The organism is Pedobacter humicola, from assembly GCF_056490705.1.
On sequence record NZ_JBWJIG010000005.1, the window covers coordinates 21,061 to 35,914 of the forward strand.

Here is a 14,854-nt window from a genome sequence, read left to right on the forward strand (position 1 = left end):
TGAGCTGTGTGCAGTAACCGTCATGCTGTCCCGAGGTTTCGGGATCAGCATCTGGACAACAGATTCTGGATCAGGTTCAGGATGATGGTACTGAATAAACCAATAGCCCATGATTAAAAAAATACTTTTTGCTTCAATTTGTGCTTGCTTAGGATATATGTCTTCCGCTTCTGCGCAGCAAACCCTCAAACTAGATAGTCTTCCGAAGGTACAAAACAACATCTTTGTCAATACCGATACCGTAGCGGTACCTTCAGTTTCTGAAAACCCATTAACCATGGGACAGAATTTTATCTACAAACTCAGGCTCGATTCCATCGCGAAAACAGTTCCGCTTCCTTACAACGAATATGTTCAACAGTATATCGATATTTATGCCAAGCGTAAAGATATGTTCGGAAAAATGATCGGCCTGTCGAGTTACTACTTTCCGATTTTCGATAAAGCCTTAAAGGATTATAACATCCCACAGGAAATAAAATATTTAACCATTGTAGAATCGCAGATGAATCCACATGCGATTTCGAGGGTTGGTGCCACAGGAATCTGGCAGTTTATGTTTGGAACCGGCAAGGCCTATGGTTTAAAGATGGACAATTTTGTTGACGAAAGGAAAGATCCTATCCAGGCCAGTTATGCTGCGGCAGCTTATTTTAGGGATGCATTTGAAGAGCTTGGCGATTGGCTTTTGGCCATTGCTGCTTACAATTGCGGTAAGGGCAATGTAAACCGGGCGATCGACAAAGCAGGATCACGTGATTTTTGGGTGATCAGACAGTTTTTACCCAAAGAAACGAGAAATTATGTACCTGCATTTATTGCAGCAGTTTATGTAATGAATTATTCTGGCAAACACCAGATTACAGCTCAAGCGTCGAACATGTTTTTAAAAACCGATACTGTTCAAACTACCCGTTTTGTTTCTTTATCTACCTTAGCTAAGGTGCTGAACATTGAAGAAGAAGCGATCATGGCCTTAAACCCCTCGTATAAGAAAAAGATTGTAAACGGCACGGATGATGAACCCAAGCGTATTGTGATGCCCAAGTTAAGGGATATCGACTATGCCGGTATATACGATGTGTTAAACAACCAGGAGGTTGAAGGAAACATGAAAGTCGTTAATGCCAGCACTGATGACGTAAGGGATTTAAGAAAGAAGAAAAACAAAAGCATAACTACCACATCGGTAGTGTACCATAAAGTTACCGCAGGCCAGAATTTAACAACCGTAGCCAATAAATATGGGGTTGAAGTGCAGGATCTGAGGGTTTGGAATGGATTAAAAAGCAAAACTGTAGTGCCGGGACAACGATTAAAAATCTATGCCAAAAACCGCACACCGCTAAAGGCGCCATCATCATTTTTAAGCTACAAAGTTAAAACAGGCGATACTTTATCTGAAATTGCTGAAAAGTTTGATGGTGCTACCGTACAAACAATCAGACGCGATAACCGTTTATCCAAAGCGGGTTTGCAGGCGGGTATGATTTTGAAGATCAGCAAGGGATAAGCTCATGATAATGAAGTGATATCCCCGATCGGTACACATACAATCATCATTTATCCGCGTTTTGATTTGTAAATTACTTGAGGTGATCTGAAATCAACTTTCTGTGTTTTAATTTCTGCTGTTAACAGGATGATAACATTATTCGCCCTGAGGTATCGGGTGTCCGAGTGAATTAAATTAGCAATTATCTTTATCCCCATTTTCTTCCCGTGGGATTTCTAATCTGTTTTATTTAAACTGTTAAGTTTTTAGCAATGCTTGCTTTCTGTTAGATTAACAATTTATACGTGATTGCTACAGATCTCATTTGGGCTTTGTTCGGGTGCAATTGTCACAGCTCCGTCTGGGATCCGAAGCGGCTCCGAAGGGGATCCGTCTCAGCCCTTAGGTTTTCATAGCGGTGCACTAATTATTGTACCCGGTTTAAAATCAAGCTACCGCTTGTTTCCCGATCCCATTATGGGAAGGGTATAAGCGAATAGTGCTTTTCTGTTCATTGCTCAATAGGTCTGATTTAACTTTTTTTGAACGGCTTTTTATTTTAAGCCTCATAAAAAGAATTGTACCTTTGCCCGGTCACTAATAAGTTACTTAATGAGTAATACGAATAGAAAGCAAGATGCGTTGGATTACCACTCGCAAGGCCGTCCGGGAAAGATACAAGTAGTACCTACTAAACCAACAACATCGCAAAGGGATTTAACCCTGGCATACTCTCCAGGAGTTGCAGAGCCTTGTTTAAAAATAGCAAACAAAAAAGATGATGTTTATAAATATACCGCAAAAGGTAATTTAGTTGCAGTAATCAGTAATGGAACGGCGGTTTTAGGCCTGGGCAATATTGGCCCTGAGGCCAGTAAACCCGTAATGGAAGGTAAAGGCCTTTTATTTAAAATATTTTCGGATATCGATGTATTCGATTTAGAACTGGATACCCAGAATGTAGATGATTTTGTAAGGATCGTTAAAGCCCTGGAGCCTACTTTTGGGGGGATCAACCTCGAAGATATCAAGGCACCAGAATGTTTCGAGATCGAACGTCGTTTGAAACAGGAGATGAATATTCCTGTAATGCACGATGATCAACATGGAACGGCCATTATTTCTGGTGCAGCATTGCTAAATGCCTGCGAAATCCAGAAAAAGAAGATAGATAAAATTCAGGTGGTAGTGAGCGGTGCAGGAGCTGCGGCAGTTTCCTGCTCTAAAATGTACCTCAGTTTAGGGGTTAAAAAAGAGAATCTGGTGATGTTCGATATCAATGGACTAATTGATATCTACCGTACCGATCTGGATGATATCCGCATGAGCTTTGCAACTACCAGAAAAGGTATTTCCAATATCGGAGAAGCCATGAAGGGTGCCGATGTTTTTATCGGACTTTCAGCGGCGAACGTAATTTCGCCAGACATGTTGGTGGGGATGGCTAAAAACCCGATTGTTTTTGCCATGGCCAATCCAAACCCTGAAATTGCCTACGAACTGGCCATCAAAACCCGTAAGGACCTGATTATGGCTACCGGACGTTCTGATTATCCCAACCAGGTGAACAATGTACTGGGTTTCCCTTATATTTTCCGTGGGGCATTAGATGTTAGGGCTACCAGCATTAATGAAGAGATGAAAATCGCTGCGGTAAGAGCAATTGCAGAACTGGCTAAAAAATCGGTTCCTGAAGCGGTTAATCTAGCCTACAATGCACGTAACCTCAAATTCGGACGCGATTACATCATTCCAAAACCCGTTGACTTCAGGTTGATTACCGAAGTATCAACAGCCGTGGCAAAAGCTGCGATTGAAAGTGGAGTGGCCAGAAAAATCATCACCGATTGGGATGCCTACAATGAAGAATTGAGAAAACGTTTGGGCTTGGATGATGCCATCATGAGGGCAGTAACTACCAAAGCGAAGATGGATCCTAAACGGGTGGTATTTGCCGAGGCGGATAATTACAAAATTTTAAAGGCCGCCCAGATTGTAAAAGATGAAAATATCGCTATTCCTATACTTTTAGGAAACAGAGAAAAGATACAGGCCATTATCGATGAGCATGCTTTGGAGCTGGAGGGGGTAGAGATCATCGATCAGATGCAAAACCCTGAAAAAACCAAACAATATGCCGAATCACTCTTCAAAAAACGCCAGCGCAAAGGGGTATCATCTATGCGGGATGCGACCAAATTATTGAGAGACCGTAACTATTACGGCGCCTCGATGGTTGAATTTGGTGAGGCCGATGCCATGATTTCGGGTTTGACCAAAAATTATGGTGCCACCATTAAACCTGCCCTGCAGGTAATAGGTGTAGAGCCAGGTGTAAAGCGTGTTGCAGGTATGTACATGATGATGACCAAAAAGGGCCCTGTTTTCTTTGGCGATACCACTGTTAACGTAGATCCAACGGCCGAAGAGCTGGTAGACATCACCCTACTGATCGATAAATCGGTGAAACAGTTTAACATTAAACCGCGTATTGCCCTGTTATCGTATTCCAACTTTGGTTCGAACGATGGGGTAACCCCAAATAAAGTTAGGCAAACGGTAAACTTGCTTCATAAAAACCATCCAGAAATTGTAGTAGACGGAGAAATGCAGGGAAACTTTGCCATCAATAATGAATTGTTACAGGATAACTTTCCGTTTAGCACGCTGGCAGATGCTCCGGCCAACACTTTAGTGTTCCCAAATCTCGAGTCCGGAAACATTGCATACAAATTGTTACAAGAGCTGGGCGGTGCTGAAGCGGTTGGTCCGATCCTCTTAGGACTGAATAAACCTGTTCATATTGTTCAATTAGGTAGTTCAGTACGCGAAATCGTGAATATGGTGACCATTGCTGTTGTAGATGTGCAAGCAAAAGAAGAAATTGCAACATCAAAACGAAAAGGTATATTTGGAAAAACAACTAAAAAGTAGCATTACATGTACGCCTATATTGATGGTAAATTGACATTCAAAAACCCAGCATACGTTGTGGTTGAAGCCGGAGGTATAGGCTATCATATCAACATTTCTTTAAATACTTACAGCGCTTTGGGCGATGCAGAAAGATGTAAACTATACACCTGGTTGCATGTGAAAGAAGATGCACATACTTTATACGGCTTCGCTGATGAAGGCGAACGCCGTTTATTTTTACACCTGATATCGGTATCAGGAATTGGACCAAATACGGGCAGGATGATTTTATCTTCCATTACCCCTATAGAAATCCAGACCGCAATTGTTAAGGCAGATCTGCCTTTAATTCAGCGGATTAAGGGCTTGGGCGCAAAAACTGCGCAACGTCTGGTTTTAGAACTACAGGATAAACTAAAAAAAGAAGGAGTAGATTCGTTAATTTCTATGCCTCAACACAATACTGTGAAAGATGAAGCGTTATCAGCATTGGTAATGCTCGGATTCGCCAAACAAACCGCCGAAAAAACTATAGACCAGATATTAAAAGTGACAGAGGGGACACTTTCGGTAGAGCAATTAATTAAACATGCTTTAAAAACTTTATAGACCTACTGCCTTTGAAGAGAATATCTACATTTCTGTTTCTCATTCTTCTTTTTTTAATTGCTTCTCAAAACACTTTTTCTCAAGTTGTTCCAAGCAAAGCGGATACGATTATGCCAAAAAATAATTTTGGTTTAAAAGAAAAAGAACGCTTAGGGCTTAGTCCCGCTGTTAATCCATTTTATCCATCTCCAAGTAATTTAAAGCGCGTTGTAGAATACGATGCCAAGAATAAACGTTATATAGTTAAAGAACTCATAGGAGAGAATTTTGTTTTAAATACCCAATATTTAACCATTGATGAGTACCAGCGCCTGGTAAACAGTGAGATCAAACGGGGGAACTGGCGCAGCATTTCGAATGCTGAAGTAAGCGATTATCGCAGTACCGGTATTATTCCCCAGATTCAGGTGAACAGCAAAGCTTTCGAAAAATTATTCGGTGGAACCACCATTGATATTCAGCCGCGTGGAGAAGCTGAACTTACTTTTTTGGGCCGTGTAAATAAAAATGAAAACCCGCTTTTTAACGAAAGACAAAGGGTGCAGACCAATTTCGATTTTAACCAGAGGATCCAGATGGACCTGGTGGGAAATATCGGAACGAAATTGAAGATTAAAAGTAATTACAATACCGAGGCACAGTTCGATTTTGAAAATCAGATCAAACTGGATTATACTGGCGGACCGGATGATATTATCCAGAAAATTGAAGCGGGTAACGTCAGTTTACCTTTGAATACCTCATTAATTACCGGAACACAGGCGCTGTTTGGTATTAAAACACAGTTAAAATTCGGACGTTTAAACGTAACCAGTGTTTACACGCAACAGAAATCTCAATCACGGGAAATTAAAATTACCAACGGTGCACAACAAAACACCACTACGGTAAATATCGATAGTTATGAGGCCAACAAACACTATTTTCTATCACAATATTTTAGGAACAACTATAATAAAAACCTGGCCAACGCACCCATCATTACCTCGCCGATCCAGATTACCAAAATTGAAGTCTGGATTACCAATAAAGCAGGAAATACAACCGATTCGAGGGATGTATTGGGTTTGCTTGATTTGGGAGAGAATGTTCCTTTTAATAACAATCTGATTACGGGAGGAACTTCCGGATTACCCGCAGGAACTACCGCTACTGGTTTTCCACAACAATCGAACAACCTGATCTCACAGTTAAATGCCTATCAGGGCGGAGCGGTAAGACAGACAAATTCTAATGCCATCCTTTCATTCTTTCAAACCACACCGGCTAATACCAGTAATACCGATAACTTTGCCAAACTGGTGTATGCCAGAAAATTGACCGAACGTGAGTTTACCTTTCAGCCACAACTGGGTTATGTTTCATTGAACAATCCCTTAAATGCCGATGAAGTTTTGGCTGTGGCTTACCGCTATACCTATAACGGGGTAGAATATCAGGTGGGAGAGTTTTCTACCGATGTTTCTTTTGATGCTGCAAACCCTAAGGTGCTGTATGCAAAATTGCTAAAGAACGAAACCACCAAGATCCAGCTGCCAACATGGGATCTGATGATGAAAAATATTTATTCTATTGGAGGGTACCAGATCAGCAGCCAGAATTTTAAACTGGATATTTACCGCATTGATAATGAAACAGGTGTGGATAATCCGGTAATGACCGAGGGACAGAACACTGCTAATAAACAATGGATTGCCTTAACTGAATTTGACCGTTTGAACCAACAGAATGAGCGGAGGCCTGATGGGGTTTTCGATTTCGTAGCCTCAAATAATGCTTTTGGCGCTTATTCAACTGCAAACAATGCCAATCAGGCAAGTTTGTTCGGCGTGGGGAGTAATGGTCAGACATCTTTGGTTACCAATACCAATTCGGGTTATATTACCATCGACCCGGCAAATGGAAGGATTATTTTTCCGGTAATTGAACCATTTGGTAAAGATCTGGCCGCGAAGTTTTTACCAAGCGAACAGGCATTGATCAATAAATATACTTTTACCGCGCTTTACGACTCAACACAAACCATCGCTAAACAGTTGTTTCAAAACCAGAACAGGTATACCATTAAGGTAAATTACCAATCGGATATTTCTTCTGAATTTAGTTTAAATGCGATCAATGTTCCCGAAGGATCGGTAAAGGTTTTTGCAGGAACAATGCCATTAACTGAAGGGGTAGATTTTACCGTCGATTATCAGGGCGGTCGTGTGAGCATCATCAACCAGGCATTGTTGGTATCCGGGCAACCGATCAGGATTACTACAGAAAACAGTGAAACTTTTGGTCTGCAGCAACGGTCACTTTTTGGAACCCGTTTAGATTATCGCGTAAACAATAAGCTGAACCTTGGTGGTACCATCATGAACTTAACCGAAAAACCTTTAACGCAAAAGGTAAATATCGGTGAAGAACCCATTTCAAATACCATTTGGGGTGCAGACATCAACTATAGCTCGCCCTCAAGATTTTTAACAAAACTGGTCGATAAACTTCCTTTTATTTCGACTAAAGCGCCTTCAAGCGTCACATTCTATGGGGAGTTTGCGCAATTGATCCCTGGTCACCCTCGGGCACTTAATTTTGCAGGCAGTAAAAACGGGGTGAGTTATTTAGATGATTTTGAAGCATCAAGGTCGGTAATCGATTTGAAAAGTGCTATTGCCTGGCAGTTATCGGGTACGCCACAGCTATTCCCGGAGGCTGATAAGTCGAACGATTTATCTTATGGTTATAACCGGGCAAGAATTGCATTTTATAACATCGATCCAACTTTTTACAATTCGGCGGCATCTACCACTCCGGCCAATATCAGGGGCAACCGGGGAGAACTTTCCAATCACTACGTAAGGGAAGTAATTGAGCAGGAAGTTTTTCCGTTTAAAGAAACAGCAACCGGACAGGCTTTAAACATTACTACTTTTGATGTGGCCTATTACCCAACCGTTAGGGGGCCTTATAACTTCCGTACTACTGATTTTAGACCCGATGGAAGTTTATTACAGCCTAAAAATAATTGGGGAGGTTTTCAGCGGAAAATCGAGACCAACGATTTTGAGGCCTTAAATGTTGGCTTTATTGAGTTTTGGGTAATGGATCCTTTTATCTACAAACCGAATTCTACCGGGGGGGATATGTATTTCAACCTGGGAAATATCTCAGAAGATATTCTTAAGGACGGCAGGAAATCATTAGAAAATGGATTACCAGCTACAAACGATCCAAGTAAATATGATGAAACCGTTTGGGGCCGTGTACCAAAACTGCAACCAGTGGTACAGGCTTTTGATAACAATGCCAGTTCGCGCCGTGCACAGGATGTGGGTTTGGATGGACTATCGGATGCTGATGAAAAAGTAAAGTTTGCTGCGGCCATTACCCAGATTAAAGGGCAGTTGAATGCCACCGCATCAACCGCACTCGATGCCGATCCAGCATCAGATAACTACACTTATTTCAGAGGTCCGGCTTTAGATCAGATCAATGCGGGTATTCTTAAACGTTACGAAAAATACAACGGAACGGAAGGAAACTCTAAAACCTCACAGCAATCGCAAGAAGAATTAGGACTTGAAAATTCCGCTTCTACTTCGTTGCCTGATGGAGAAGATATTAACCGGGATAACAACATGACCCAAAGCGACGAATATTTTCAGTATAAAGTTTCGATCCGTCCGGGAGATTTAAACGTTGGACAGAATTTTATCACCGATAAAGTGACCTCGCAGGTGAAATTGGCCAATGGAAATACACAGGCTGTTTCCTGGTACCAGTTCAGGATACCAATTGGACAGTACCAGGATAAAGTTGGTGGAATCCAGGATTTTAAATCAATCCGTTTTTTCAGGATGTTTATGACCAACTTTGCTGATACCGCTATCATGCGTTTTGCAAAGTTGCAGTTGATCCGTGGCGAATGGAGAGAATATAATGCCTCAAACATTGCTGCCCAAGTAATCGTCGACCCGTCTTTACCAGCCTTAACGCCCGATAATTCGACCATCGAAGTATCTACTGTAAATATTGAAGAAAACGGTAAACGTTCGCCAATCCCATATGTTACCCCTCCGGGAATTTTGCGTGAACGTGATTATAGCAATTACCGTGGCGATACCAGGCTGAATGAACAATCGCTATCGGTTACTGTAAAAAATTTAAGGGATGGTTACGGCAGGGCGGCGTTCAAAACTGCCTATAGCGATTTTAGATCTTACAAACATTTGGAAATGTTTGTTCATGCCGAGGCTGTTAATAATCAGTTATTAAATGATAATGATGTTTCGGCTTTTTTAAGGATCGGAACAGATAACCTGGATAATTATTACGAATACGTAATGCCATTAAAGGTGACCAACCCAGGCACCAGCGACCCGGATGCCATTTGGCCTGAAGCCAATAGAATGGATATCGATTTAACGCTTTTCCAAAATGCCAAATTGGCCCGTAACGTAGCTAAACAGGCAAGCGGACAGCCCTGGCCTACCAATGTTCCCTTTACCTATACTGATGGCGCGAGAACCATTGTTGTAAAAGGACAGCCCGATATGAGTAAGGTTAGGGTGTATATGGTGGGTATTAAAAACCCTTTGCGTGCGGTTACTGATGATGGTATCAGGGATGATGGTCAGGATAAAAATGCCTTGGTTTGGTTTAATGAATTGAGGTTAACCGAGTTTGATGAAAAAGGCGGTTGGGCAGCAACGGGCAGATTAAATTTAAAACTGGCAGATTTTGCAGATGTTAATATCTCAGGTAGTAAATCTACCGTTGGTTTTGGTTCCATCGATTCGAAAGTGAGCGAAAGAAACCGTGCCGATAATGTATTGTTGGATGTTTCTTCTGCGATGGAACTGGGGAAATTCCTGCCACAAAAATCAGGGGTAAAAATCCCGATGTTTGTGAGCTATTCTAAACAGGTTTCTACGCCACAGTACAATCCGCGAACGCCGGATATCGAGCTGAAAAATGCTTTGAACCAATCAACGAAAGAACAAAAAGATTCGATTTTAAATTTCGCGCAGGATTATACTGTTAGAAGGGGCATTAATTTTACCAACGTCAGGAAAGACCGCGTAAACAACAGCAAACCGGTTCATCTTTGGGATATCGAAAACTTTTCGGCAAGTTATGCTTATACACAGTACAATCACCGCGATTTTATCAATCAAAGCAGTATCCAGAACACCTATAGGGCATCATTACAATACAGCTATTCGAAGGAAGCCAAAACGATAGCGCCGTTCGAAAAGATCATTAAATCCAATATGCTTGCCTTATTGAAAGATTTTAACTTCAGTATTTTCCCTAGTGCGATCAACTTCAGGATAGATGTAGACCGTTTATACTCCGAAAATACGTTAAGAAATAACGACCCGAACAATAGTATTGGGGTTTACCAAAGTGGTTATGGTACTACTTTTAATAAAAACTTTACCATGAGCAGGGTTTATGGTATAGCCTGGAACCTCACCCGTTCGTTACAACTGGATTTTAACGCCACCAACTATTCTATTATTGATGAACCGGATGGCCGGATTGAAGGATTAAAACGCGATACCGTTTGGCAAAATTTAAAAAGTTTAGGCCGTACTACCGATTATAACCACAACTTAAATGTAACCTATAATCTACCTATCGATAAAATACCGGGGCTAAACTGGGTTACGGTAAAAACCCGTTATGGTACCAATTTCAACTGGCAAACCGAACCCCTTTCTACCTTGCGTGATCCAAATATCAATTTGGGTAATACTGTGCAGAACAGCAGGACCGCTCAGATTAACCCAACCTTAAACCTGACTACACTCTACAATAAGTTTGGCTTTATCCGGAATGCGGGTAACGATCAGGAAGGCAGCGGGGCGAAGAAATTTTTCATCAATATATTAACGAGTGTGAAAAATGTGAACGCCAGTTTTGTACAAACAAAAGGTATTTTCTTACCGGGCTACCTGCCAACAACCAAGTATTTTGGTATTGACAATGCTACTGGCGCACCAGGCCTGGGCTTTGCTTTTGGTAGTCAGCGCGACATCCGCGAGATGGCACTGAACAATGGCTGGTTAACCACCGATACCCTGCAAAACCAGTTGTACGTAAATACGCTCAGGGAAGATTTGCAGCTTACCGGGCAAGTTGAACCTTTTAAGGATTTACGGATCACCCTTAAAGCCAATAAAGCACAAACGCGGAATTTTTCTACCAACTTTAGGTATGTTGCCAGTGTATCATCATTCGAAAATTTAAGTGCCATTACAACCGGCGATTATAGTGTTTCATATATTGCTTTGGGTACAGCTTTTAAAGAAAGTAATTCGAACACGGTTTCCAGTTTATTTAACCAGTTTATGGCCAACCGGATTATTATTTCGAGAAGGTTGGGGGCGCAAAACCCGAACTCATCAGGTCTTAACGGAGGTTTTGCCGATGGTTATAGCAAAGAAAGTCAGGATGTAATCATCTCTGCTTTTATGGCTGCCTATTCGGGTAAAGATGCGGGTAAAACGAAAATGAACGCCTTCCCTAAAATACCGCTTCCAAACTGGAGTTTAACCTATAGCGGTTTAACCAGGATACCTTTCATTGCCGATAAATTTTCATCGGTAGATATCCGGCATGGCTATCGTTCTGCCTATAATATCAATGGATTTAATTCACTGTTACGTTATCAGGAAACTAACGGTGGGGTAAGCAGCAGGGATGTGAACAACAACTTCCTGCCCGAATACCAGTTTGCCCAGGTAACCATTTCCGAATACTTTTCGCCTTTGGTTGGCGTAGATACCAGGTTTAAAAATAACCTGACTGCTTCTTTCGAACTTAACCGTTCGAGGTTGCTGGGCCTGAGTTTATCAAACAGTCAGCTGGCACAGTTATCAGAAAACAATATGGTTCTAGGACTGGGCTACCGTACCAATAAATTCCGTTTCCCTTTTGGATGGTTTAAAAGCCTGAAGATGGACAATAACATGGATTTCAAACTGGATGTGGCCATCCGTGACAATAAAACTGTGATTTACCGTGCCGATGTTACTGAAGCGGAGGTTTCTTCGGGAGCAAAAAATATTACGCTGCGGCCAAGTGTAGATTATGTGTTAAACCAGAAGTTTAATATCAAGTTGTTTTACGATTCGAATATAACCAAACCATATACTTCACAAACTTTTAATACGTCATTCAGTAATTTTGGCTTTAGTTTAAGGTTTACGCTGAATTAATTAATTTCAATTAAACAAAGAAGCCTCAGTTATGATTAGCTGAGGCTTCTTTGTTTTTATCTATTCGTATTTTAAGAGCTTTAAGCCACTGCTTTGGTTTTCATCCGGCCCCATTCCACAAAGGCTTATTCTGCCGGTCAGAAAACACTATACTGAATATAAGTGCCATCAGGAACATCGGGGCATAACTGAATAATAAATGGTCAAAGGTCATTGGGTAAATATTTCCGCTGGCAATCAGATATAAGATAAAAATCACAATAGCGTGGGCCACAGGCCTATCGTTGATTAATCTTTTATAGCCCACTTTTTTGACCAGATAGCTTTCAAATATGATCACTGTGGCAAGGAAAGCTACAAAGATAAATAGATGACTGAAGGAGAGTCGAAAATTGAACATGTAATTCTGTGGGCTGATGAGCCTAATCAATCCGATATAGGCAAATGAAATGGCCATGGTAAGGGGTGCTGACACCAGCAAGGTGGCCAGGCATACTTTTAAGGAGTAAACAAGTATAGGTTTCATATTGAGCGTTAAATTTTGAAATGAATATAAAGATTTTTTCTGAACCAGTCGTTATCTCATAGTCAAAAGAATCTGGCCACCTCATAATCTTGCAAAGCCTGCATTATTAGCAAGTCAAATCATTCGAAATACATCATAACAAAGAATCTTATATTTCGAAGATCAGTGAAAATAGAATGAAAGTTATGCTAAGCAGCGTATGGATAATAAGTTTAAAATATAACTCATTTGTCATACGCGAAAACTAAATGTGGCAACATTGATAATACTTTATTGGAATTTTAAATAAGAATTAGAAGGATTTACGCGATGAACACTAGTGTATTTCATTATTGAACATAATGAACAGTCGTTATACTGGCATTGCCATGTAAATTAGAATATGGTCATCTTAATTTACAGTTACAAAGTTTTTAGGCTCTTGCCGCTATTAGTATTGTTTTTAACTTATTGTCAAATTGCCAGGGCGCAAGTGCTAACGGGTTGTGGTAAAAATTTAACCGGGGTAATTCATTATCAGAGAAATGGATTTGGAACAGGACTGGGTAACACAGCTAAGTTTAGATACGATGCTGCGCCCTTTTCTACGCTTACAACCAATACTGCGATATGTCCCCGGTTCACCATTTTCGCAGCAAGAGTACCGACAACATTATGTTGTATCGGGACGGACTGTGGTCTGGATAATTTTTTATATGATTTCACAAACATTCCCTGTCCGATAGATGATTATATTCCCGTACTACTTTTGTCAACAGGAGCCTTGGGTTTATTCGTCATAAGAAGGAAATCCTCAAAGCAGGGAGGATAGTCTTTTCAGCCTTTTTGAAAAGCCGCCAGATTAGCCGGTGGTTCTGAATAATCAAAAAAACTTTGTAACCGGTTAACTTTTGCTTGATCATAATAATTAAGGCTCACTGGTTACTCCCAAATGCTGAAGTGAAATCCAACTTCCAAACCTTGTTAAGTAAAGTAAATCAGAAACAGCATCAATGTCTTGTTAGTGCTTTTGTTCTATTGCCCTATTCGAACTAACCCCCACTTCAATGCGCATGCACTCCTCGCGCAATTAGCCGACGTCATTATTCGGGCAAGAATGCTGATACTGGTTATATTTTTAACTTAATTCACCAGGCATTGCGATATGTTAAACTTAATTGTATTTTTGAAGCATAAACGGCAGGAACCCTAAATGCCTGGAACAAGGGCAGGCCGGTTAAAACAACAAATACATAACTTATATTCAATAATTTACAACTAATGAATTTTCCATCAGAATTAAAATACACGAAAGACCACGAGTGGGTTAAAGTTGAAGGTAACGAAGCTTATATTGGTGTTACCGATTTTGCTCAGCGCGAATTGGGTGATATCGTTTATGTTGATATCAACACAGTAGGCAGTGAAGTGGCAAAAGAAGAAGTTTTCGGTACTGTAGAGGCCGTTAAAACCGTTTCTGATTTATACATGCCGGTTACCGGAACAGTATTAGAAGTGAATGCCGAATTAAACGACAATCCGGAATTAGTGAACTCAGATCCATATGGCAAAGGCTGGATGGTAAAAGTATCTTTAGCTGATGTAGCTGAAGTTGAAGGTTTATTAACAGCAGAAGCTTACCAGGAACTGGTAGGCGCTTAATTATTATATTTTGTACGAAACACTAAAACAGCAGAAATGGGCACTTCTATGGACCGTAGTTGTTTTAGTGTTTTGTAATATGGAAATTTCCGATTCTGTTGGCAAAAGCGGTTTTTTCTTTAAAGGTTTTGACAAGATGACCCACATGGGTTTTTTCTTCGTCTTGTCGGTATTGCTCTTCTACGGGAAAATAAGGTATCAGCATACTTTCGCTTTCAGGACATTAACCATCTTTAAGATTTTGCTCATCAATGCAATCATTGGTGGCGGAATCGAACTGTTGCAATGGAAAGTTTTTACCTACCGTTCGGCAGAATGGTGGGACTTTGGTTGCGATATGCTCGGCGCCTCAATGGCTGTTTTTAGTTATGTATTGCTTCATAAATTAAATTTCAATGAAAAGGAAAGCTAGTATCATCTGTGTAATTGTGGCCATAAGTTTAAGTGGATGCA

Annotated in this window: 7 protein-coding genes; 6 read left to right on the forward strand and 1 reads right to left on the reverse strand. The window is 40.8% G+C overall.

The features are described from left to right. Positions 1-109: 109 nt before the first annotated feature. From AC04Q1_RS09855 to sov, 4 genes are all read left to right on the forward strand, one after another. Positions 110-1,513, forward strand: a complete 1,404-nt coding sequence (locus tag AC04Q1_RS09855; protein ID WP_478364138.1) for a lytic transglycosylase domain-containing protein — start codon at positions 110-112, stop codon at positions 1,511-1,513. A gap of 594 nt (positions 1,514-2,107) precedes the next feature. Further along, a complete protein-coding gene (locus AC04Q1_RS09860; protein WP_478364140.1) occupies positions 2,108-4,429 on the forward strand; it encodes an NADP-dependent malic enzyme in 2,322 nt (773 codons plus the stop codon). A gap of 6 nt (positions 4,430-4,435) precedes the next feature. Then, positions 4,436-5,020, forward strand: a complete 585-nt coding sequence (gene ruvA / locus AC04Q1_RS09865; RefSeq protein WP_478364142.1) for a Holliday junction branch migration protein RuvA — start codon at positions 4,436-4,438, stop codon at positions 5,018-5,020. Between the two features lie 11 nt (positions 5,021-5,031). Then, the gene (gene sov / locus AC04Q1_RS09870; protein ID WP_478364144.1) at positions 5,032-12,234 is read left to right on the forward strand and encodes a T9SS outer membrane translocon Sov/SprA; all 7,203 of its coding nucleotides are present in this window, start codon (positions 5,032-5,034) and stop codon (positions 12,232-12,234) included. 100 nt (positions 12,235-12,334) lie between these two features. Here the strand turns inward: sov and AC04Q1_RS09875 are convergent, their stop codons facing one another. Next, positions 12,335-12,760, reverse strand: coding sequence for a hypothetical protein (locus AC04Q1_RS09875; RefSeq protein WP_478364146.1), 426 nt, complete (start codon positions 12,758-12,760; stop codon positions 12,335-12,337). A gap of 1,260 nt (positions 12,761-14,020) precedes the next feature. On the opposite strand from AC04Q1_RS09875, the gene gcvH reads away from it, so the two are divergent. Beyond that, positions 14,021-14,401 carry a glycine cleavage system protein GcvH gene (gcvH, locus tag AC04Q1_RS09880; RefSeq protein ID WP_478364148.1) on the forward strand — a complete coding sequence of 127 codons (381 nt, stop codon included), beginning with the start codon at positions 14,021-14,023 and terminating at the stop codon, positions 14,399-14,401. 10 nt (positions 14,402-14,411) lie between these two features. Next, positions 14,412-14,813, forward strand: a complete 402-nt coding sequence (locus AC04Q1_RS09885; protein ID WP_478364150.1) for a VanZ family protein — start codon at positions 14,412-14,414, stop codon at positions 14,811-14,813. Positions 14,814-14,854 lie beyond the last annotated feature (41 nt).